The 21,088-nt window shown below is 61.2% G+C and carries 15 protein-coding genes; 8 read left to right on the top strand and 7 right to left on the bottom strand.

Annotated elements, in window-relative coordinates; genetic code table 11:
• Positions 1-5 precede the first annotated feature (5 nt).
• Positions 6-2,192 carry a response regulator gene (locus tag AB5I78_RS13345; protein ID WP_369302297.1) on the top strand — a complete coding sequence of 729 codons (2,187 nt, stop codon included), beginning with the start codon at positions 6-8 and terminating at the stop codon, positions 2,190-2,192.
• Positions 2,193-2,195: 3 nt separating this feature from the next.
• Here the strand turns inward: AB5I78_RS13345 and AB5I78_RS13340 are convergent, their stop codons facing one another.
• The 4 genes from AB5I78_RS13340 to AB5I78_RS13325 form a co-directional block, all read right to left on the bottom strand.
• Positions 2,196-3,323 (bottom strand): diguanylate cyclase, encoded by a 1,128-nt coding sequence (locus AB5I78_RS13340; RefSeq protein ID WP_369302298.1) that lies wholly within the window; start codon positions 3,321-3,323, stop codon positions 2,196-2,198.
• Between the two features lie 90 nt (positions 3,324-3,413).
• A complete protein-coding gene (gene glgB, locus AB5I78_RS13335; RefSeq protein WP_369302299.1) occupies positions 3,414-5,651 on the bottom strand; it encodes a 1,4-alpha-glucan branching protein GlgB in 2,238 nt (745 codons plus the stop codon).
• The gene (treS, locus tag AB5I78_RS13330; RefSeq protein ID WP_369302300.1) at positions 5,648-8,995 is read right to left on the bottom strand and encodes a maltose alpha-D-glucosyltransferase; all 3,348 of its coding nucleotides are present in this window, start codon (positions 8,993-8,995) and stop codon (positions 5,648-5,650) included. Before treS ends, glgB begins: the two co-directional genes overlap by 4 nt.
• Before the next feature lie 90 nt (positions 8,996-9,085).
• Positions 9,086-11,074 (bottom strand): alpha-1,4-glucan--maltose-1-phosphate maltosyltransferase, encoded by a 1,989-nt coding sequence (locus tag AB5I78_RS13325; RefSeq protein ID WP_369302301.1) that lies wholly within the window; start codon positions 11,072-11,074, stop codon positions 9,086-9,088.
• 204 nt (positions 11,075-11,278) lie between these two features.
• On the opposite strand from AB5I78_RS13325, the gene AB5I78_RS13320 reads away from it, so the two are divergent.
• Both AB5I78_RS13320 and AB5I78_RS13315 read left to right on the top strand, forming a co-directional pair.
• Complete coding sequence (locus AB5I78_RS13320; RefSeq protein WP_178119749.1) at positions 11,279-11,437, top strand: hypothetical protein; 159 nt, start codon at positions 11,279-11,281, stop codon at positions 11,435-11,437.
• Between the two features lie 233 nt (positions 11,438-11,670).
• Positions 11,671-12,687: a M10 family metallopeptidase C-terminal domain-containing protein gene (locus AB5I78_RS13315; RefSeq protein ID WP_369302302.1), complete on the top strand. Its 1,017-nt coding sequence runs from the start codon at positions 11,671-11,673 to the stop codon at positions 12,685-12,687.
• Here the strand turns inward: AB5I78_RS13315 and AB5I78_RS13310 are convergent.
• On the bottom strand, positions 12,676-13,191 hold the full coding sequence (locus tag AB5I78_RS13310) for an MgtC/SapB family protein (RefSeq protein ID WP_262206426.1): 516 nt from the start codon (positions 13,189-13,191) through the stop codon (positions 12,676-12,678). The genes AB5I78_RS13315 and AB5I78_RS13310 overlap by 12 nt on opposite strands.
• Positions 13,192-13,314: 123 nt before the next feature.
• Between AB5I78_RS13310 and AB5I78_RS13305 the strand changes: the two genes are divergently transcribed.
• From AB5I78_RS13305 to AB5I78_RS13285, 5 genes are all read left to right on the top strand, one after another.
• Entirely contained in the window at positions 13,315-13,554 is a 240-nt protein-coding gene (locus tag AB5I78_RS13305; protein ID WP_242197143.1) for a DUF3203 family protein, read from the top strand.
• A 184-nt stretch (positions 13,555-13,738) separates the two neighbouring features.
• Complete coding sequence (ccoG, locus tag AB5I78_RS13300; protein WP_369302303.1) at positions 13,739-15,148, top strand: cytochrome c oxidase accessory protein CcoG; 1,410 nt, start codon at positions 13,739-13,741, stop codon at positions 15,146-15,148.
• Between the two features lie 72 nt (positions 15,149-15,220).
• The gene (mapR, locus tag AB5I78_RS13295; RefSeq protein ID WP_369302304.1) at positions 15,221-16,630 is read left to right on the top strand and encodes a GntR family transcriptional regulator MpaR; all 1,410 of its coding nucleotides are present in this window, start codon (positions 15,221-15,223) and stop codon (positions 16,628-16,630) included.
• A 103-nt stretch (positions 16,631-16,733) separates the two neighbouring features.
• On the top strand, positions 16,734-17,390 hold the full coding sequence (locus tag AB5I78_RS13290) for a hypothetical protein (protein WP_369302305.1): 657 nt from the start codon (positions 16,734-16,736) through the stop codon (positions 17,388-17,390).
• Positions 17,391-17,396: 6 nt separating this feature from the next.
• A complete protein-coding gene (locus tag AB5I78_RS13285; RefSeq protein WP_262206423.1) occupies positions 17,397-18,092 on the top strand; it encodes a tetratricopeptide repeat protein in 696 nt (231 codons plus the stop codon).
• A 57-nt stretch (positions 18,093-18,149) separates the two neighbouring features.
• On the opposite strand, the gene AB5I78_RS13280 is transcribed toward AB5I78_RS13285, so the two are convergent.
• Positions 18,150-18,896, bottom strand: coding sequence for an SDR family oxidoreductase (locus AB5I78_RS13280; protein ID WP_106577891.1), 747 nt, complete (start codon positions 18,894-18,896; stop codon positions 18,150-18,152).
• A 54-nt stretch (positions 18,897-18,950) separates the two neighbouring features.
• Entirely contained in the window at positions 18,951-21,047 is a 2,097-nt protein-coding gene (locus tag AB5I78_RS13275) for a putative bifunctional diguanylate cyclase/phosphodiesterase (RefSeq protein ID WP_369302306.1), read from the bottom strand.
• Between the last annotated feature and the right edge of the window lie 41 nt (positions 21,048-21,088).

Genomic DNA, 21,088 nt, shown 5'->3' with positions numbered 1-21,088 from the left:
TCCCAATGATGAATTGGCTGCAAGGCAGCAGCGACATGGCCGAACGCGTGCGTCAGCATGATTGGGCGAGTACACCATTGGGTCCGCTGGAACACTGGCCCGACGTACTCAAAACAACGGTCGCGCTGTGCTTTGCCTCAAGCTTCCCCCAGTCCATCAGTTGGGGGCCACACTTGATCACGCTCTACAACGATGCGTTTGTCCCCATTCTTGGCGATAAACCCTACTCGTTGGGCCGTCCTTTCAGTGAAACCTGGCGCGAAGTCTGGGATGAAGTAAGCCCCATCGCCCACGCGGCCTTTGAAGGGCACGCGACCTATGTCGAGAATTACCCGCTGGTGATTGAACGTGGCAACGGCCCGGAGCAATCGTATTTCACGTTTTGCTACAGCCCTGTGCGCGACCCGCTGGGCGCGGTCGTGGGCATGCTCAATACCGTCACCGAAACCACCGCAACGGTATTCCTCAGCCGTCGCCTGGCCGTATTGGATGCGATTGGCAGCGCGGTGGCCAACGCCACCGACGCCGAAGCCATCATGACCCTCACCACGCGCCTGCTCGCCGAGCACATGCAGGTGTCCATCTGCGCCTACGCCGACATGGAAGCCGACGAAGACAGCTTCACCATCCGCGACAACTGGGCCGCACCGGGCTCGCCGAGTATTGTCGGGCGTTACAGCCTGGCGGATTTCGGCGAGCAGGCCGTAAGGTGCCTGCGTGCAGGCGAGCCGTTTGTGGTGAATGACAACCGCGTGGAGTTCAGCCACGAGGAAGCCGCCGCCTACCAGTCGCTGGGCGTGACGGCGACGGTGTGTTTTCCGTTGATCAAGGATGGGCGCCTGACGGCACTGATGGCCGTGCACCATAAATTCGCGCGCCTGTGGTCACCGTACGACCTGGCGCTGGTGGGTGAAGTCACCGAGCGTTCCTGGGCACACATAGAACGTGTGCGCGCCGATGCCGCCGTACGCGACGGCCTAGCGGCGATCACCGAACTGAATGCCACCCTGGAACAACGCGTAGAAGAACGCACCGCCGCATTGACCCAGGCTGAAGCGGCGTTGCACCAGTCGCAAAAGCTCGAGGCGATCGGCCAGTTGACCGGCGGCGTGGCCCATGACTTCAACAACCTGCTGACGATCATTCGCTCCTCGGTGGATTTTCTGCGCCAGCCGGGCCTGTCTGAAGAGCGACGCACACGCTACATGAGCGCGGTTTCAGACACCGTCGAGCGCGCCAGCAAGCTCACCAGCCAGTTGCTCGCCTTCGCCCGCCGCCAGCCGTTGAACCCGGAAGTCTTCGATGTGTGCGAGCGGGTCAAGAACATCGGTGAGATGCTTGAAAGCGTGACCGGCGCGCGTATCACTGTGCAGATCGAACTGCCCCGCCTGCCATGCTATGTGCGCGTTGACCCGAGCCAGTTTGAAACCGCGCTGATCAATATCGCGCTCAATGCCCGCGATGCCATGGACGGCCGCGGCACCCTGACACTGCGCGTCGCCACGGTGGCAGCGTTGCCACTGATCCGTGGCGATGTGCAAGTACAGCAGCCGTTTGTGGCGATTGCGCTGGCCGACACCGGCAGCGGCATTGCCGAGGACACTGTCGAGCGCATTTTCGAGCCGTTCTTTACCACCAAGGCGGTGGGCAAAGGCACGGGCCTTGGCTTGTCGCAGGTGTTCGGGTTCGCCAAGCAATCGAGCGGTAACGTCGACGTGTCCAGCACCCTGGGGCAAGGCAGCGTGTTTACCCTGTACTTGCCCGAAGCAGAAGCCGAGACGGTGCAGGCCAGCCTGCCCCAGGAGGACGGCTCGCTGGTCCACGACACCGCGCAGCGGCATATTCTGATCGTCGAAGACAACCTCGAAGTGGGCCGCTTTGCCAATCAGATCCTGCAGGACCTCGGTTACCAGACCACCTGGGCCACCGACGCCGAACAGGCACTCGCGTTAGCCGGTGCCGATGTGATGGCCTTCGACGCGATTTTCTCCGACGTGGTGATGCCGGGCATGACCGGCGTGGCGATGACCAGACTGCTGCGCCAGCGTCGGCCGGACCTGCCGGTGGTGCTGACCTCCGGCTACAGCGAAGAATTGGCCGACAGTGGGTACGAAGGGGTCGAGTTCCTGGCCAAGCCCTACTCCGCCGACCAGGTGGCACGCGTGCTGGCCAAGTCGATGCAGCGCGCCTGACGCCTACTCCGCGATCGCCACCTGGTTACGGCCCATGGCCTTGGCGCGATACAGCGCCTGGTCGGCGGTGTTCATCAGACTGTGCAGGTCCTGATCGAGGCTGCGGGTCGTCGCCACACCGAGGCTGGCGGTCAGGCCCTGCACCGGTTCGGCAGCGAGGCCGGAGATGGCCTTGATCAGTTGCTCGGCGATGTCCCGTGCGGTTTCCAGCGAGGTATTGGGCAACAACACCGCAAACTCCTCGCCGCCGAGGCGCCCGTACACATCAGCCTGGCGAAACGATGCGCTGATCACTCCGCCAATCTGGCGCAAGACCTGGTCGCCGGCCTGGTGACCGTAGGTGTCATTGATGGCTTTGAAGTGATCCATGTCCATCATCAGCGCGCACAACGGCTGCTGGTTATGGCGACATTGCGCGTACAGCACTTGGGCATGTTCGAAGAATGCGCGGCGGTTCATCAATCCAGTGAGTTCGTCGGTCTGGGCGGCGCGCGTCGAAATCGTGTGCGCACGTTCCATCTGCCGGGTCAGGCGAAAGGCTTTTTCCAGGGCATCCGCCAATTTACGCGTGGCGCTTGCCGCGAAGGTCGAGAACACCAGCACCGCCACGCCCACGCCCACTTGCATCGACGAGGGCTGGAACAGCAGCCACAGCGTGCAGGGGAACAGCACCAGGGCCATGGAGCCCAGCGTCATGTAACGGTAAGCGGAATAACACGAGACGGCGCTGACCGACATGCCCACGGTGAACAACATGACCAGCACCTGGGAGACGCGGTCGTCGGTGGGCATCACCGCCAGGGCGCCAATGCCCCACACACCCGCGGATAGCATCAACGTCACCCAGTAACGGCGCTCCCAGCGGTCGGGGGTACGTTCGCTGTTCGGGCAGCGAAACCATTGCATGAACATCTGCACCCGCAGCAGCGAGGTCACTGCCAGCACCGATAACCAGACCAGCATGACGGTGTGGTCAAAGCGGTCCCAGCACAACCAGCAGAGCATGACGGCGGCCAGGTAACTGCCGAAAATGGCAGCGAAGGACTGACGAAACAGCAGATGCAAACGGTCGGTTCGCACCAGTTCTTCTATCAAACCATCCTGGTCTTGCCCATGCTCTAGGCCGTTCATTCAATACGCCTGCTTCGACTGCCGCGACTAGGGCGCCATTGTGGCACCCTGCCAGTACTGCGGACAACAGAATCCGGCACCTTGGCGCCCTTAAAGCGTTTCCGGCCGCAGAATCAGCACACCCAATGGCGGCACATTCAACGACAGTGACACCGGCTGCCCATGACGTGGTTCCTCCTGTGTGAAGACTTCCCCACCGTTGCCGTAGTTGGAACCGGCGTACATGTCTGCATCGCTGTTGATCACCTCGCTCCAGCGCCCGGCAAACGGCACGCCAACGGCGTAGGCTTCACGCGGCACCGGGGTGAAGTTAGCGACGACCAGCACCGGCTTGCCGTCCTTGCTCCAGCGCAGCCAGGCATAGACGCTGTTGATCGCATCGTCGCCGATCAGCCACTGGAAGCCTTGGGGCGCATCATCCTGCTCATGCAGCGCCGGTTCCTCACGGTACAGGCGGTTCAAGTCGCCAACCAGTTTCTGCACGCCCTGGTGTTCAGGGTATTGCAGCAGGTACCAATCCAGTTGCTGGTCGTGGTTCCATTCGCGCCACTGCCCGAACTCGCAGCCCATGAACAGCAGCTTCTTGCCGGGGTGCATCCACATGAAACTCAGGTATGCGCGCAGGTTGGCAAACTTCTGCCAGCGGTCACCGGGCATCTTGTCGATCAGCGAATGCTTGCCGTGCACCACTTCATCGTGGGAGATCGGCAGGATAAAGCGCTCGGACCAGGCATACACCAGGCCAAAACTCAGCTCGTTGTGATGATGGGCGCGGTACACCGGATCCTGCTGGATGTAATGCAGCGAATCGTGCATCCAGCCCATGTTCCACTTGTAGTTGAAGCCCAACCCGCCCTGCTGGGTGCTTTGGCTCACACCCGGCCACGCGGTGGATTCTTCGGCGATCACCAGTGCGCCCGGTGCTTCCAGCGCCACCACGTCGTTCAAATGACGCAGGAAGTCGATGGCTTCCAGGTTCTCGCGGCCGCCATGGCGGTTAGGCACCCACTCGCCGGCTTTGCGCGAATAATCGCGATACAGCATCGACGCCACGGCATCCACGCGCAGGCCGTCGATATGGAAGTGTTTGAGCCAGTGCAACGCCGAGGCCAGCATAAACCCGTGCACTTCAGTGCGGCCCAGGTTGTAGATCAGCGTGTCCCAATCCTGATGGAAGCCTTCCAGCGGGTTGGCGTACTCGTACAGCGCGGTGCCGTCGAACTGGGCCAAACCGTGGGTGTCGGTGGGGAAATGCGCCGGTACCCAGTCGAGGATCACACCAATATTGGCCTGATGGAGGGCGTTGACGAAGAAGCCGAAATCTTCCGGCGAGCCAAAGCGCGCGCTCGGAGCAAACTGCGACAACGCTTGATAACCCCAGGAACCACCGAACGGGTGCTCCATGATCGGCATCAGCTCAACGTGGGTGAAGCCCAACTGCTGCAAATACGGCACCAAGCGCTCGGCCAGCTCGCGCCAACCGTACTGGCGGGAGACTTCACCGGCCTCGTCGAGCTCGCATTGCCAGGAGCCGACATGCAGCTCATAAATCGACAGCGGCGCCGAGGGTTTCTGCTTGTCGGCGCGCGACTGCATCCACTCATGGTCCTGCCAGTCCACCTGCAGCGGCGCAGCGACTTTCGAGGCGGTGTCGGGCGGCAGCTGGGTCGCCAGCGCCATCGGGTCGGCCTTAAGCGGCAGGATGCCGTGGGCACCGAGAATCTCGTACTTGTAGGCCGCACCCGGTTGCAGGCGCGGGATGAAGATTTCCCAGACGCCCGAGGGATGACGCAACCGCATCGGATGGCGGCGGCCATCCCAGATATTGAAATCACCCACCACCGACACGCGCCGGGCGTTCGGCGCCCACACGGCAAAGCGCACACCCTGCACGCCATCGACGCTGGTCACTTGCGCGCCGAGGCAACTGCTCAGGTCACGGTGATTGCCTTCGGCAAACAGGTACAAGTCCATTTCACCGAGCAGCAACTGGCTGAAACTGTAAGGGTCTTCTGTGATCTGCTCGCCGCCGGCCCACTGGATTTTCAGCAGGTAGCTCTGGCGTGTCTTGAAGTGGCCGATAAACAAACCTGGCACCGGGCTGGCGTCCAGGTTGCCGAGCGTCTCACCGCTGTCTCGCGCCAGCACCTGAACACTCAGGGCTTCGGGCAGAAACGCGCGGATGAACTGGCCGCCGTGCTCGTCATCATGTGGCCCGAGAATCGAGAACGGGTCATGGTGTTCGGCGCGTACCAGTGCTTCGACGTCCTTGGACGCCGGCATTGCAGTCAGTTTCGGTTGCAGCGGTTCTTTATTTGTAAAGCTCATGACGTCTCCCCACCGCGTGCATTTTTCGATATAGGTGTTAGCCCGCTGAGCAGACCGTGCAAACCTTGCAACGGCACCGGCAACCAGGTCGGGCGATTTTCCGCTTCGTAGGCCACTTCATACGCGGCCTTTTCCAGGCTGAACAACGTCAGCGCAGCGCTCTGGCCCTTGGCATCCTGCCAGTCATGCGCCAGTGTAGACGTCGCCTGATGATAAGCCTGGGTAAATGCCTGACGTGCTTCACTCAAGTACCGGTCGGTCACACGCTTGCGGGCAATGTCCGCTTCGGGCGAGTGATCCACACCTTGCACATTCAAGGCCATGGCGGCGGCGTAATCGAACGAGCGCAGCACGCCACTGACATCTTTATAGGGGCTGTGCTTGCCGCGCCGCTCATGCAGCGGCCGCGCCGGCTCGCCTTCAAAGTCGATCAAGTAAGCATCGCCCTTGACCACCAGTACCTGGCCCAGGTGCAAGTCACCATGAACCCGGATCCGCAACCCGCCGGCCGTGGCTTTCGCCAGGGCCTGAACGTGCGTGCCGATGGCTTTTTTCTGCGTCAGCAATTCACTGACCAACGCCTGATCGGCAGGGTTCAATTGACTTTGATGAAGCTTGAGCAAGTGCAGCGCGCGGTCGATCTGCGCGCCCACATCCTTGGCCCAGGCCTGGGTGTCCTTGACGCTCGTGACTTCGGGCTTGAAGTCTTTGTTGGTGGTTTTTGCCGCCAAGACCGCGTGCATTTCACCCAGGCGCTGGCCGAGCAAACCGGCAAAGTCTTGCAGTTCGCCGAGGGCGTTGTAGTGCTGTTCCTGTTCGGACATGGCTTCGGCCAATTCATCGCGAATCGCCCGCTCCAGGCTGTTTTGCGTCCAGGCCCATGCATCGCCCTGGTTGCTGAGGTAGCCCTGGGCAATCATCAGCAGGTTGTCTTGCCCTTCACCGTCACGACGCACCATCGAGCCCAGCAACGGCGAGATATTGGGGTAACCGGCTTCGGTCAGGTAAGCGCTCATTTCCAGCTCCGGGTGCACGCCGGCGCTGACTTTGCGGATGAGCTTGAGCACCAGGCTTTCGCCTACCACCACCGAACTGTTGGACTGTTCGGCAGCCAGGTAGCGCACCTGCGGCTCGTCGCCCAGTTGCAGTTTGGCCAGATGCGGCGTGGCCTCAAAGCGCAAATCACCTTCGCCGGTGTTCAGCACGGTGCCGGCTTGCAGGCCATGGATCACCGCACGAATAAAGTGCTCAAGGCTGAAGGCGTCGGTCACCAAACCGACCTGACGCGCACGGCGTACACGGGCGAGCGCCAATTGCTGGGGCAGCGCACTGGTGAGCTGGTCTTCGCCGAGAAAGCCGAACGGGAGCTGATAGCGGCTGACCCGGCCAGCGCTGCTCACCTCGATTTCGCTGAGCAGCACCGGGTGCTGCGGGTCGCCAAAGCGCACGCCGTAAGCAATGTGCACGCTGTCGATGGCGGTGTCCTTGCCGGCAAACCAGCGCCGCTTGGGCAGCCAGGCGGGCAGCGAGGTTTGTTCCAGGGTGCTGCGGCACGGTTCTTCGAGCAGTTCTTCCATGCGTTTTTTCAATACCAGTGTGGTGAAGTCCGGGATGCTTTGCGCCGGTTCCACATGCCAGCTCGGCATCTGGTTTTCCGCCGCCAGTACAAACCAGTAGAAACCGTAAGGCGCCAGGGTCAGCAGGAAATTGAGCTGGCCAATCGGCGGGAAGGCATTCCCGCCGAGCATCTCCACCGGCACCATGCCGGCGAACGCCGACAGGTCCAGTTCGGCGGCCTGGGCACTGCGTGACACGTTGGCCACGCACAGGATGATTTCCGTGCGGCCGTCTTCGCCGGTGAATTCACGGGTGTAGGCCAGGATGCGGCGGTTGCTCGGCGAGAGCATTTTCAAGCTGCCACGGCCAAAGGCCTTGGACTGCTTGCGCACCGCGAGCATGCGCCGGGTCCAGTTCAGCAACGAGTGCGGGTCCTGAGCCTGGGTTTCGACGTTGACCGACTGGTAGCCGTAAAGCGGGTCCATGATCGGCGGCAGCACCAGGCTCGCCGGGTCGGCGCGGGAAAAGCCGCCGTTACGGTCGATGGACCACTGCATCGGCGTACGCACGCCGTCGCGGTCGCCCAGATAAATGTTATCGCCCATGCCGATCTCATCGCCGTAATACAGGGTCGGCGTGCCCGGCATCGACAGCAGCAGGCTATTGAGCAGTTCGACACGGCGGCGATCACGCTCCATCAGCGGCGCCAGGCGTCGACGAATACCCAGGTTGATCCGCGCGCGACGGTCGGCGGCGTAGTAATTCCACAGGTAGTCACGTTCTTTGTCGGTGACCATTTCCAGGGTCAATTCATCGTGGTTGCGCAGGAAGATCGCCCACTGGCAATTGGCGGGAATCTCCGGGGTCTGGCGCAAAATATCGGTGATCGGGAAGCGATCTTCCTGGGCCAGCGCCATGTACATGCGCGGCATCAGCGGGAAGTGGAACGCCATGTGGCATTCATCGCCGTCGTCACCCTTTTTGTCACCGAAGTACAGCTGCGTGTCTTCCGGCCATTGGTTGGCTTCGGCGAGCAGCATGCGGTCGGGGTAATGCGCGTCGATCTCGGCACGGATCTGCTTGAGGACGTCGTGGGTTTCCGGGAGGTTTTCGTTATTGGTACCGTCGCGTTCGATCAGGTACGGAATGGCGTCCAGGCGCAGGCCATCGATGCCCATGTCCAGCCAATAACGCATCACCGACAGCACCGCCTTCATCACCTGCGGGTTGTCGAAGTTAAGGTCTGGCTGGTGAGAATAGAACCGGTGCCAGAAGTACTGGCCGGCGACCGGATCCCAGGTCCAGTTGGATTTTTCGGTGTCGAGAAAGATGATGCGGGTGCCGTCGTATTTCTGGTCGTCATCGGACCACACATAGAAGTCGCGCGCGGCTGAACCTGGCTTGGCCTTGCGCGCACGCTGGAACCAGGGATGCTGGTCGGAGGTGTGGTTGATCACCAGTTCGGTGATGACCCGCAGGCCGCGTTGGTGGGCTTCGGCAATAAACCGCTTGGCATCGGCCATGGTCCCGTAGTCGCTGTGCACGCCACGGTACTCGGCGATGTCATAGCCGTCGTCACGGCGTGGCGAGGGGTAGAACGGCAACAGCCAGATGGTGTTTACGCCCAGGTCGGCGATGTAATCGAGCTTGGCGATCAGCCCGGGAAAGTCACCGATGCCATCGTTGTTGGAGTCGAAATAGGATTTGACGTGAACCTGATAAATCACCGCATCCTTGTACCAGAGCGGGTCTTTGATAAAGGTGGCAGCCTTGGGTTTCTTCGCCATTGGTAACTCCTGAAAATGCTGAAAAACCAACTGGTGGAGCGCGCTCCCTAAAGGCGCCGTGTAGCGGCGCCCGCAGGTGACTGGCTGGTTTCAGGAGGTGGTGATTCTCCAAATTCCAAACGGCATGTGCGGCTCCAGCCGCATCCACTGAGTCTTGCCGTACCAGGTCCAGCGATGCCCGTTCATCAAGTCTTCGCCTTGGGTCTGGGCATCATCCGGCAAGCCCAGTTCCCACAGCGGCAACTCGAAATGCGCTTCCTGGGCATTGAACGGGTCAAGGTTCACCGCGACGAGAATGAAATTGCTGCCGTCTTCACTGCGTTTGCCGAAGTACAGGATGTTGTCGTTCCAGGCGTTGTAGAGCTTCAACCCCAAGTGCGTCTGCAACGCGGGGTTCTGCCGGCGGATACGATTGAGCTGCGCGATCTCGGCAATGATGTTGCCGGGCGCGGTGAAATCACGCGGACGGATCTCGTACTTCTCCGAATCCAGATACTCCTCCTTGCCCGGCACCGGTGCGGCTTCGCACAACTCAAACCCTGAATACATGCCCCACAGACCCGAACCCATGGTGGCCAGTGCGGCGCGGATCAAGAAGCCCGGTCGCCCGGATTCGTGCAGGAAGCCGGGGTTGATGTCCGGCGTGTTGACGAAGAAATTCGGTCGGTAGCACTCGCGCCAAGGCGATTCGTTCAACTGTGCAAAGTACTCGCTCAACTCGGCTTTGGTATTGCGCCAGGTAAAGTAGGTGTAACTCTGCGAATAACCGACCTTGCCCAGGCGCGCCATCATTGCAGGCGTGGTGAATGCTTCGGCGAGGAAGATCACGTCCGGGTGTTTGCCGCGCACGTCACTGATCAGCCATTGCCAGAAGGGCAGCGGCTTGGTGTGAGGGTTGTCGACCCGAAAGGTCTTCACACCCTCTTCCACCCAGCCCAGCACGACGTCGCGCAATTCAGTCCACAAGCTCGGGATCGCATCGGCGGCATAGAAGTCGACGTTGACGATGTCCTGATATTTCTTCGGCGGGTTCTCGGCGTATTTAATCGTGCCGTCCGGGCGCCAGTTGAACCAGCCCGGGTGCTGCTTGAGCCACGGGTGGTCCTGGGAGCACTGGATGGCAAAATCCAGAGCGATTTCCAGGTCGTGGTCGGCGGCGGCCTTGACCAACCGGCGGAAGTCATCGCGACTGCCCAGTTGCGGGTGGATGGCTTCATGGCCGCCCTCCTCGCTGCCAATCGCGTACGGGCTGCCGGGATCATCGGGGCCGGCGGTCAGGGAGTTGTTCTTGCCTTTGCGATGACTGCGCCCGATGGGATGGATCGGCGGGAAGTACAGCACATCAAAGCCCATGTCATGGATCATCGACAGGCGCGAGTGAACGTCGTTGAACGTGCCGTGGCGGGCAGGATCGTCGGTGATCGAGCGCGGAAACAACTCGTACCAGCTGGCAAACTGCGCCGCTGTGCGCTCCACATCAACTGGGTAGACCGGGCTGACGCTTAAATAGGCGCGGTGGTCGGCCTGGGTCATCAGATGTGCACTGTCTTCGTGCAGAAACTGCGCGACCTGCTCGGTTTCCAGCAAGCCCGACAGTTCGTGGTGCAGCAGCATCAGGCGATCGCGCAGCTCGTTGTCGCTGCGCTCGGCGGCCTGCAACACCAGGCTGCGGCCTTCCTGCAGTTCAAGACTGACCGGCACGCCGGCCTCGTGTTTCTTGCGCAGCTCATAACAAAAGCTGGCAAAGGTATCGATCCAGGTTTCGATGCAATATTCGTGGGGGCCTTGCTGCGTCATGGTGAACGCGCCTTCCCAGCCATTGTTGCCGACGTCGGCCATCACCACGCTGTGCCAGCTTTCGTCCTGCAACGGGCGCCAGCGGATCAGTACGGCAAGCTTGTCATGGCCATCAGCAAAGACCTTGCTGGTGACATTGATGCGCTGGCCGACCACGGCTTTCACGGCAAATTCGCCGCCGTCAATTACAGGCGCGGTACTTTCGATAGCGATCCTCGGCAATAACAACGCCTGGGATAGCGGCAAAATGGAATCGTCTGGAGCCAGTGTTTCAGCAGTCATCGAGCATCTTCCCCTTACGCCCTATGGACGCTCTTTGCTTGATCCGAATTCTGATAGGGCAACGCTCTCCCTGAGCAAGGCCGTAATAGGTCCGAGCCTGGCGTCAGGTGAAAAGTTCAGGTGGATATGTCGCCATTGGGCGGGGAATCAATTCCCCCAGGCGGATGTCCACCGGTAGAGCAAAGCACAAAGGAGGCCACACCGATGAATATCCCGATTCCGGCTGAAACACCTGATCCGAACATCGACGACCCAACGTTACCGCCCGCTGAGCCGAAGCCGATTCCCGAACAGGAACCCCCTGAAAACGACCCACCGCCGGTGCAGGAACCGCCAACGAGCGAGCCACCGGTCATTCTGTGACGCAGATGTTGCAGATTCAGCATCCGCTCGCCGGGTCAGCCTGGTACTGCCGGCGCAGCACTGGCCGCTGAACCGTGACTCGCGAGCGGGCGTTGACGCAGAAAATTCCCACTCACTTAAAAGGCAAAGCCCTAACCCCAACTGACGTGGTCGTTCTCATACTGATTTTGCGCTGATTCCATATCCAAGCCCCTGGCCCCAGCGCTCGTCCGATTTGTTTTTGAGGATTTATCATGTCGACCATCCATCAGCCGTCGCGCGCCCGCGCCGAAGTCACCCCAGGCCATCTTCACGCCCACCCCATTTCACCCTCACCCGTAAGCGTGTCTGCTCAAGCGCTGGACGCGTTGCTGCGGTCGGCACCAAGCACCACCCGCGAGCCGATGCGTGCAGATGGAGCCCCACCCACCGCCGCCGACCAGGCTGCCCTGGAAAAACAGCTCAAGCAGCTCTGCGACCAGTTGGACCGCAAAACCGTTGAGCGCCTGATGCGCGACCCTGGGTCCAGAGAGTCAACAGCCAACTTCAACACGATCGACCGGCTATTGACCCCAGACAACCTCAAGTGCCTGTTGAGCGGCCCCAACGCAACGTCCTGTTTCAAGATCCTTGCCAGGATCGAAACCCAACTCAACAAAGATTCGATCGACGCGGTCTTGAACCCCATCGAAACCGAGCAGGTCGGCGCCTATCGCAATTACGTGGAGGCGGCGCTGTTCGCGTTGAAAGCCAGTTTGATGAAAGCCTCGCCGGGCAGTCGCTTTGATATGGTTCGCGCGTTCTCCCGCCAGGAGCACGCGCCCCTGATCAGCATTCAGGACTCCATGCGCAGCCTGGAGGCCAAGGGTAAACACCTCTGCGACATTGCCACTCAGGTCCGGAAGGTGACCGAGCCGTTGCAATATGCGCATCTTGAGGATTGGCAGCGACGGGATCACTACGAGTCCGACTGCAAAAACCACCCCAAAACCTACAGTTTCACTCACACGCTTGAGTCCACGCTCGACCACCCATGTGAAATCAGAAACTTCGTCACCGACCGGGACAAGCTGGACGTCACCGGCATTCGCCGGCAACTGAATAAACCGCTGCACTGGGTCAACCAGTTATCCGGCGCCAGTGGTGAGGTGCAGCTGAAATACTCGCGTGCACACAATGCCAGCGTGCTGGTGATTTCCGGCAACCACGGGGAGCCTGCGCTGGTTGCGAAGATATTTGGCCAGGTGAAGGAAAACGATCTACTCACCTGATCGGCGGTCATCATCACTCTCGAACGCCCTCACGATCCGGGGCATCACGCTGAATACCGCCAAGGCCAGCAAGGTACTGAGCACCGCTGTCGATTCGCGGCCCATGCCGGCGGCAACCCCGATTGCCGCCGTCATCCACAGGCCGGCAGCGGTGGTCAGGCCTTTGACGTGCTGGCCCTGCTCATCTTCCTTGCCTTTGAGAATGGTGCCGGCGCCGAGAAATCCGATCCCGGCAATCACGCCTTGCAGCACCCGGCTCATCGCATCCGCCTGGCTACCGGACGTCTGCGGCACCAATACAAACAGCGCGGCGCCCAACGCCACCAGCATGTGGGTGCGCACACCCGCCGCCTTGCCCTTTTGTTCCCGTTCGAACCCGAGAATGCCGCCCAGGAGCGCGGCGATCAGCAAGCGCACGGTGATCTGGGTGAGTTGTTTCGCATCGCCGATGTCGGCAAATTCGGCTTGCAGGGTTTGCCACACTTCGCTCCACCAGGCATCCATGGAAAGCGGTCCTTTGTGATTATGGGTTAAGCATGGACAACGGCGACCGCCAGTCAGTTGCCTGGAACGCCGGGCAATCGGGTGAACCCTAATGATCACCCGCCAATGGAAAAGGAGATCACCATGCCTGTACGTATCGATAACCAGACGTGCTACTTCAAGGTCGATGAAAACGGCCAGGAGCGCAGCCTGCCTGCATCCGAGGTAACGGTCAGCACCGACAGCCTCAAGGCCATGTCTTTTGTGACGCTGGATAATGACAGGGTCTACATCACCGAGGCCGAAGCCGATGCCCTGACCGTCGCCGGTGCCGTGGATGGACGCAAACACTTGAAGGCGACCGACAGTGATTCGGTGATTTGATTGATCTGTATCAATGTGCGTTTATTGCCGCTGCACTCCTGGCGCCATGGAGTGCAGCATCTGGCCGCGGTCTTGCTGAAAAACCCCATCTGATCCGCTTTTTATCGCCCTAGCTGAGTCTGTTATGCACACAGAGCGGCGTCCATAGTTCATCCGCCTGATGGAGGCTGATGAGCGAACGACCATGAGCGAAAAAATCCCAACCGTGGAAACCTTTGAGCCCATACACCCAAAGAAGGTGAAGGCCAAATCCAGCGACACCCTGATCCATACTCGCAGCTTCACCGGCTTGTTTCGCACCTTGCGCGTAGCCGGCGCCGCGGTGCTGTTCCTGGCTTTTTTCGGCACCGTATGGCTGAACTGGGGTGGGCGCCAAGCCGTGCTGTGGGACTTGGCCGAGAGCAAATTCCACATCTTCGGCGCAACCTTCTGGCCCCAGGACTTCATCCTGTTGTCGGCGCTGCTGATCATCTGCGCCTTCGGCCTGTTTGCCATCACCGTGTTCGCAGGCCGGGTGTGGTGCGGCTACACCTGCCCGCAAAGCTCGTTTACCTGGCTGTTCATGTGGTGTGAAAAGGTCACCGAAGGCGAACGCAACCAGCGTATCAAGCTGCACGCGGCGCCGTGGAGCCTGAACAAGCTGGCGCGGCGCTCGGCCAAACACACCTTGTGGCTAGGCATCAGCGTGTTGACCGGGCTGACGTTTGTCGGATACTTCACGCCCATCCGGCCCCTGGCCTTGGAACTGCTGACGTGGCAAATGGGCGGCGTCAGCCTGTTCTGGGTGCTGTTTTTCACCGCGGCCACGTACATCAATGCCGGCTGGCTGCGTGAGGCGGTGTGCATGCACATGTGCCCCTATGCGCGCTTCCAGAGCGTGATGTTCGACAAGGACACCCTGACCATTTCTTACGATGCGGCGCGTGGAGAACACCGCGGCCCGCGCAAACGAGACGTGACGCCCGCCGACGTCGGCCTGGGCGACTGCATCGACTGCCAGCTGTGCGTGCAGGTGTGCCCCACCGGCATTGATATTCGCGACGGCTTGCAGATGGAGTGCATCGGCTGCGCGGCCTGCATTGACGCCTGCGATTCGATCATGGACAAAATGGGCTATGCCCGCGGGCTGGTGAGCTATACCTCCGAGCACCAACTGCAGGGCGGCAAAACCCACCTGCTCCGGCCGCGACTGATCGGCTACAGTGCCGTGCTGCTGGTGATGATCGCCGCACTGGTGGTGGCCTTGGTAGGACGGCCGATGGTATCGCTCGACGTCACCAAGGACCGCGGCATGTTCCGCGAAAACAGCCAGGGCTTGATCGAAAATATTTACAGCCTCAAGGTCATCAACAAAACCCAGCAGCGCCAGGACTATCGCCTGGCGTTGGTGGACGCTGAGGGTTTCGTGCTGCAAGGCAAGACCGAGCTCAGCCTGGCGCCGGGGGAAATCAGCGATGTGCCGGTGTCGGTGGCGTTGTTGGCCGACAAGCCGGCGAGCAGTTCACAGACCCTGCGGTTCAAGGTGACGGACGTGGATGAGCCCTGGATCTACAGTGCGGCCGACAGCCGCTTTGTAGCGCCGATGAACCGCTGAGGTCTAACCGACACAGGCCCGCAGCCAACGTTTGCCTATGTTCATAATGAGAAAACTGTTTTTAAGGCCTTCATGAAACGCTACGAAAAATTCGCCGATGACATCGCAGAACTGATCCGCTCCGGCGTGCTCGGGCCCGGCCAGCGCGTGCCGTCGGTGCGCTATGCGAGCCAGACCTACGGCGTCAGCCCGTCCACGGTGTTCCAGGCGTATTACCTGCTCGAACGCCGTGGGCTGATCCGCGCGCGGCCGCGTTCCGGTTACTTCGTCAACGCCCACGCACCGAGCCCGTTTTCCGAGCCGGTGGTGAGTGAGCATGTGCACGAATCCACCGAAGTCGATGTAAGTGAACTGGTGTTTTCGGTACTGGACTCCATCAAAGACCCCAACACCGTGCCCTTCGGTTCGGCCTTTCCCAGCCCGATGCTGTTCCCTTTGCCGCGCCTGGCACGTTCGCTGGCCAGTGCCAGCCGCGAAATGGACCCACGCCTGGTCGTGACCGACATGTCACCGGGCAACCCGCAGCTGCGCAGGCAAATTGCCCTGCGTTACATGGTCGGTGGCCTGATGCTGCCGATGGAAGAGCTGCTGATCACCAACGGCGCGCTTGAGGCCCTGAACCTGTGCCTGCAGGCCGTGACCGAGCCGGGCGATCTGGTCGCCATCGAAGCGCCGGCGTTTTATGCCTGCCTGCAAGTGCTGGAACGTCTGAAGCTCAAGGCCGTGGAGATTCCGGTGCACCCACGCGATGGCATTGACCTCAACGCCTTGGCGCAAAGCCTCGAGCGCTACCCGATCAAAGCCTGCTGGACCATGACCAGCTTCCAGAACCCGATGGGCGCAACCCTGCCGGAAGCCAAAAAGCAGGCGTTGGTGGAACTGCTGCGCAGTCACCAGGTGCCGCTGATTGAAGACGACGTGTACGCCGAGTTGTATTACGGGCAGCACGCGCCCAAACCGGCCAAAGCCTTCGACACCGAAGGCCTGGTGATGCACTGCGGTTCCTTCGCCAAAAGCCTGGCCCCGGGTTACCGCGTTGGCTGGGTGGCCGCCGGGCGCTATGCGCAGAAGGTCGAGCGCTTGAAGCTGATGACCTCGTTGTGCCCTTCAATGCCGGCGCAGGCGGCGATTGCCGACTACCTGCAGCACGGTGGCTATGACCGCCATTTGCGCAAGTTGCGCTATGCCCTGGAAGAACAGCAAAGCGCAATGCTGGCGGCTATCGCCCGCTATTTCCCGGCCCAGACACGGGTCAGCCAGCCGGCTGGCGGGTATTTTTTGTGGCTCGAACTGCCGGAGCAAACCGATTCGCTGAAGCTGTTCCAGATGGCCCTGGCCCAAGGCATCAGCATTGCGCCGGGACCGATTTTCTCGGCGACCCAGCGCTTCAGAAATTGCATTCGCTTGAATTACGGCAGCCCATGGACCGAGGCGTCGGAGAAAGCGATGGAAACGCTGGGGCGGATCGTGCGCTCGTTTTGAACAGGCTCGCCGGAGCCTGACCGCCGGGCAACGCTCATCCTGTTAGCGAAGACGTTTGGGCCTTGTTACACTCGCCGCCCCTCAACGCTCATGGATGACGCCGATGCTTCGCCCACTGTTATCCGCCCTTTGCTTGCTGGCGCTTGCCAGCCAGGCCCAGGGCCAAACCACTGCCGCCACCCCCGATCAGCTGTTCAGCGATTTCTCCCGCTGTGACGCACTCTTTTTCGAAACCCTCAACACCGCCTCCCTGCCCGCCGGCACCCTGCGCGTGGCCAAACAAGCCAACGTCAGCGCTCCAGTGGTCATGAACCCACTGCAGGAAGGCGGTCGCTACCAGGCCTTTGAGCAACCGCTGGTGGTCAACGGCGTGCGCCTTGTGGGGTATCACAATGAAGCCATGTCGCTGCCCAATGTCGGCAATTTGCTGTTCTGGGGATTCGTCGCCGAAGGTTCGGTGAGCGATGTTGCCGAGCGCCTCAAGCCCTTGATCGCCGACCACGCACGCCTGGTAGCAGAACGCGGCAACGTCAGCCGCGCCGATATTCGCCGGGTGGGCGACCCGATCGGCCAATGGCGCACCGAAGGCTTGGCGGGGCCGGGCGTGGCCACGCCCTTCGGCTTTGTAGAGCGTACGCTGAGCCTGGAAAAAGGGCCGACCGAGGGCCGTACGAAGATCTTCTGCTCCTTGCAAGGCACCGTCACGCCTGCCCTGCTGCAAGTCTATCGCCCCGACCTCAACGCCAATCTGCTGGACTGACCAAGCATGCCTAACGCCTCTATTCGTGGTTTCGCCCTGCTGGCCGTTGCCGCAGTCGTCACCGGTTGCGCGCACCAGCCAACCCCCGCCGAACTCAACCTGCAGCATTGCGTCAACACCAGCAAGGCCATGAGAGCCGAGCAAAATCAGCAGGTGATTCAAGAGTCAGAGCTGTGCCTGACGAAGAACACCCTGCCGCCCAAAATCAAGAGCACCGTGTACCTGCTGCAGTCAGTGGCCTACACAAACCTCAAGCAGTATCCGCAAGCCATCAGCGCGCGCGAGAAATCCATCGCCACCAACCCGCACCCCGAACCGCGCGCGACCCTGGAACTGAGCTACCTGTACCGCCTCAATGGCAACCCGCAAAAAGCCCTCGAACTGGTGCAGTCCAATCTGGATGCCGGCCTGGGCGAGAATGGCAAAGGCGCCGGGTTCAACATGCCGACGTTCTATCATTTGGGCCTGGCGCTCTACGATCTCGGCCAGTACCGCGAAGCCGCCGAAGCCTACAGCGCCGGACTGATCAAACAGCCTGACTACGCGTGGGCCTACTACCAGCGAGCGCTGGCCTATGACCGGCTGGGCGATAAGGAAAACGCCCGTCGCGACTTGACCCAGTTCGCCAAACGCGTCGACCCAAGCACGGTGGAGGCGCAACACAAGGCGCAGTTGGCGGCGTATCAGATCAAGCTGCCCTGAGCGTCGCAGTGAGGCGCCCCTTGGGTGCCTCACTCAACAGCCGGTCAACAGCGGTAATCAGCGACCGCCGCCCAGGTCCAGGAAGGTGCCAGTGGTGTACGAGGCCTTGTCCGACAGCAACCAGATAATCGCCTCGGCCACTTCGTCCGGGCGCCCGCCACGGGCCATCGGAATGCCGGACTCCAGTTTGCTGACCCGGTCCGGGTCGCCACTCAGGGCGTGGAAGTCGGTAAAGATATAGCCGGGCCGCACGGCGTTGACGCGAATCCCTTCACCGGCAACTTCTTTCGACAGCCCCAGCGTGAAGGTGTCCAGTGCTCCCTTGGAGGCGGCATAGTCGACGTATTCACCCGGCGAACCCAGGCGCGCCGCCACTGACGACACGTTGACGATACTGCCACCCTGCCCGCCATGCCTTGGCGACATGCGCAGCACCGCATGCTTGGCGCACAGGATCGGCCCGAGCACGTTGGTTTTCATGATCTTGAGGATGCGGAATTCGGACATCTCGTCGACCCGCGACTTATGCCCCACGGTGCCGGCGTTGTTCACCAGCGCGGTGACGCGGCCCAGCTCGGCATCCACGCGACTGAACAGCGCGACCACTTCATCTTCGATGCTGACATCCGCACGCACTGCAATCGCCTGGGCGCCAAGGGCGCGAACCTGTTCGAGCACGCTGTGGGCGGCGTTTTCGTCGGACTGATAGTTGATGCAGATGCGGTAGCCCTCTCGAGCGGCCAGTAATGCCGTCTCGGCGCCGATGCCCCGGCTGCCCCCAGTGATGATGACGACTTTGTCCATGCGTGCGGTCTCCTGACTCAACCTGATGGTTAGGGTTGGGGCCAAGAATACTCGTCACGCACGGCTTTTGTCAGGCGCTCCCGCCTCTTCGCCACGCTGGATGTCGGCCATGAAACCGTCAGCCGGCAAGGGATGCCCCAACAGATAGCCTTGCAGCGAGTTGCACCCCAGGCGGGTGAGGAAACTCTGCTGCACATCAGTCTCCACGCCTTCGGCGACAATCCGCAGCCCCAGGGCCTGGCCGAGGGCGACGATGGCGGAAACGATGGCAGCATCGTCGCTGTCGTGTTCCAGGTCGCGGACAAACCCGCGATCGATCTTCAGCTCATTGGCGGGCAGGCGCTTGAGGTACATCAGGCTCGAATAGCCGGTGCCGAAGTCATCGATGGACAGGTCGACGCCCATGTCCGACAACTGCTGCAACACCGTCATGCTCGCGTCGGCGTCACTCATGGCGGTGGTTTCGGTGATTTCCAGGGTCAGGCTATTGGCCGGCAACTGGTGACGGTCAAGGGCTGCGGCCACACTCTTGACCAGCCCGGCATGGCAAAACTGCAAGGCCGACAGGTTCACCGCAATGCGCCAGTCTTCATAGCCCAGCGCATACCACAGCCGCATCTGACGACAGGCTTCGTTCAACACCCACTCGCCGATAGGAATAATCAACCCGGTCTTTTCCGCCAGGTCGATAAACGTCGCAGGCAACAACAGACCCTGCTGCGGATGCTCCCAGCGCAGCAAGGCTTCGGCGCCGACCGGGATGCCGCTCAACGCATCGATCTTGGGCTGGTAATACAAACGAAATTGCTCGTGCTCGAGGGCGTTGCGCAGGTCCTGCAATAACTGCAACTGCTTGCGTGCGTCGGTGTTCATCGACGCATCAAAGAAGCTGTAACCGTTCTTGCCCATGCCCTTGGCGTGGTACATGGCAGCGTCGGCGTTCATCAACAGCTCTTGCGGATTATTGCCGTTGCCCGGAAACAGCGCGATACCGATGCTGGCGGAGATTTTCAGTTCATGCTCGGCAACCTTGAAGGCACGGTTGATCAGCCCGACCTGACGTTCGGCGAGGCCCACGGCGTCGTCCGGCTGCGTCAATTGAACCAGCAACACAAACTCATCCCCGCCGATGCGGGCCAAGGTGTCATGGCTGCGCAGGTCCTCGCGCAAGCGCAGGCCCACCTCGCGCAACAACTGGTCACCCATGTGATGACCAAACGCATCGTTGACCGGTTTGAACCCGTCCAGGTCGATAAACATCAGGGCAAAGCAACCGCCCTGCTCCTTCACCGCCTGAATGGCTTGCTGAATACGGTCGGCGAGCAAGGTGCGATTGGGCAGGCCGGTGAGCATGTCGTGCAGGGCCAGGTGCGTCAGTTCCTGGTTGGCCAGGGTCAGGGAATCGGCGAGTACGGCAGTGCGCGCTTCAAGGCGAGCGTCAAGCAACGAAGTCAGCAGCGCGATGATCAACACGGCCAGCGTGGTCACCAGCACCAGGTTGTCCAGGCCCTTGCCGCTCAGGCCCGTCAGGGCGGCGCCGCAGAAGCTGTTGTCATCAAAGCGCGCGGCGGCCATGCCGGTGTAGTGCATGCCCACGATTGCGATGCCCATCACCACGGCTGCGCCGCCGCGTGCCAGGCGTACGTAAGGCGTGTTGCGACGCAGGTTGAAAGCGATCCACAGCGCAGCGCCGGACGCGATGACCGCGATCAACAATGAAGCGCCGAACAGGGTCGGGTCGTAGTCGATGCCCGGCGTCATGCGCATCGCGGCCATGCCGGTGTAGTGCATGCTGCTGATGCCCGCGCCCATGATCAGCGCACCGAACGCCAGTTGCCAGGCCGGCAGGCGTGGCTGGCTGACCAGCCATAAGGCAAAGCCGCTGGACAACACGGCGATCAGCAGGGACAGCGCGGTGATGCCCAGGTCAAACCCGAGGGCAAACGGCAAACGCAAGGCCAACATGCCGATAAAGTGCATGGACCACACGCCTACGCCCATCGCCAATGCGCCGCCCGTCATCCACACGTACACGGCGCGGCCCCTGGCGGTCGCGAGACGGCCGGCGAGGTCCAGCGCGGTGTAGGACGCCAGGATCGCGACGAACAAGGAAATCACGACCAAGGAGGGGGAATAGCTACCGATCAGCATGGAATGTCTCAGAACTGACGGGCCTGGAGCGCCCGTGCCAA

Origin of the sequence: Pseudomonas sp. N2-3-1-14 (assembly GCF_041228395.1) — a bacterium.
GTDB lineage: Bacteria > Pseudomonadota > Gammaproteobacteria > Pseudomonadales > Pseudomonadaceae > Aquipseudomonas.
The sequence above is the reverse complement of the archived record's forward strand: the minus strand, read 5'-3'. Positions and strand labels throughout refer to the sequence as shown.

What these genes read in the sequence shown, in the direction of transcription:
- AB5I78_RS13320 (WP_178119749.1), top strand. Translation starts at nt 11,279, where the DNA reads ATGAATATCCCGATTCCGGCTGAAACACCTGATCCGAACATCGACGAC.
- glgB (WP_369302299.1), bottom strand. Translation starts at nt 5,651, where the DNA reads ATGAGCTTTACAAATAAAGAACCGCTGCAACCGAAACTGACTGCAATG.
- AB5I78_RS13310 (WP_262206426.1), bottom strand. Translation starts at nt 13,191, where the DNA reads ATGGATGCCTGGTGGAGCGAAGTGTGGCAAACCCTGCAAGCCGAATTT.
- AB5I78_RS13285 (WP_262206423.1), top strand. Translation starts at nt 17,397, where the DNA reads ATGCCTAACGCCTCTATTCGTGGTTTCGCCCTGCTGGCCGTTGCCGCA.
- AB5I78_RS13345 (WP_369302297.1), top strand. Translation starts at nt 6, where the DNA reads ATGATGAATTGGCTGCAAGGCAGCAGCGACATGGCCGAACGCGTGCGT.
- AB5I78_RS13275 (WP_369302306.1), bottom strand. Translation starts at nt 21,047, where the DNA reads ATGCTGATCGGTAGCTATTCCCCCTCCTTGGTCGTGATTTCCTTGTTC.
- mapR (WP_369302304.1), top strand. Translation starts at nt 15,221, where the DNA reads ATGAAACGCTACGAAAAATTCGCCGATGACATCGCAGAACTGATCCGC.
- AB5I78_RS13280 (WP_106577891.1), bottom strand. Translation starts at nt 18,896, where the DNA reads ATGGACAAAGTCGTCATCATCACTGGGGGCAGCCGGGGCATCGGCGCC.
- AB5I78_RS13340 (WP_369302298.1), bottom strand. Translation starts at nt 3,323, where the DNA reads ATGAACGGCCTAGAGCATGGGCAAGACCAGGATGGTTTGATAGAAGAA.
- AB5I78_RS13315 (WP_369302302.1), top strand. Translation starts at nt 11,671, where the DNA reads ATGTCGACCATCCATCAGCCGTCGCGCGCCCGCGCCGAAGTCACCCCA.
- treS (WP_369302300.1), bottom strand. Translation starts at nt 8,995, where the DNA reads ATGGCGAAGAAACCCAAGGCTGCCACCTTTATCAAAGACCCGCTCTGG.
- AB5I78_RS13305 (WP_242197143.1), top strand. Translation starts at nt 13,315, where the DNA reads ATGCCTGTACGTATCGATAACCAGACGTGCTACTTCAAGGTCGATGAA.
- AB5I78_RS13325 (WP_369302301.1), bottom strand. Translation starts at nt 11,074, where the DNA reads ATGACTGCTGAAACACTGGCTCCAGACGATTCCATTTTGCCGCTATCC.
- ccoG (WP_369302303.1), top strand. Translation starts at nt 13,739, where the DNA reads ATGAGCGAAAAAATCCCAACCGTGGAAACCTTTGAGCCCATACACCCA.
- AB5I78_RS13290 (WP_369302305.1), top strand. Translation starts at nt 16,734, where the DNA reads ATGCTTCGCCCACTGTTATCCGCCCTTTGCTTGCTGGCGCTTGCCAGC.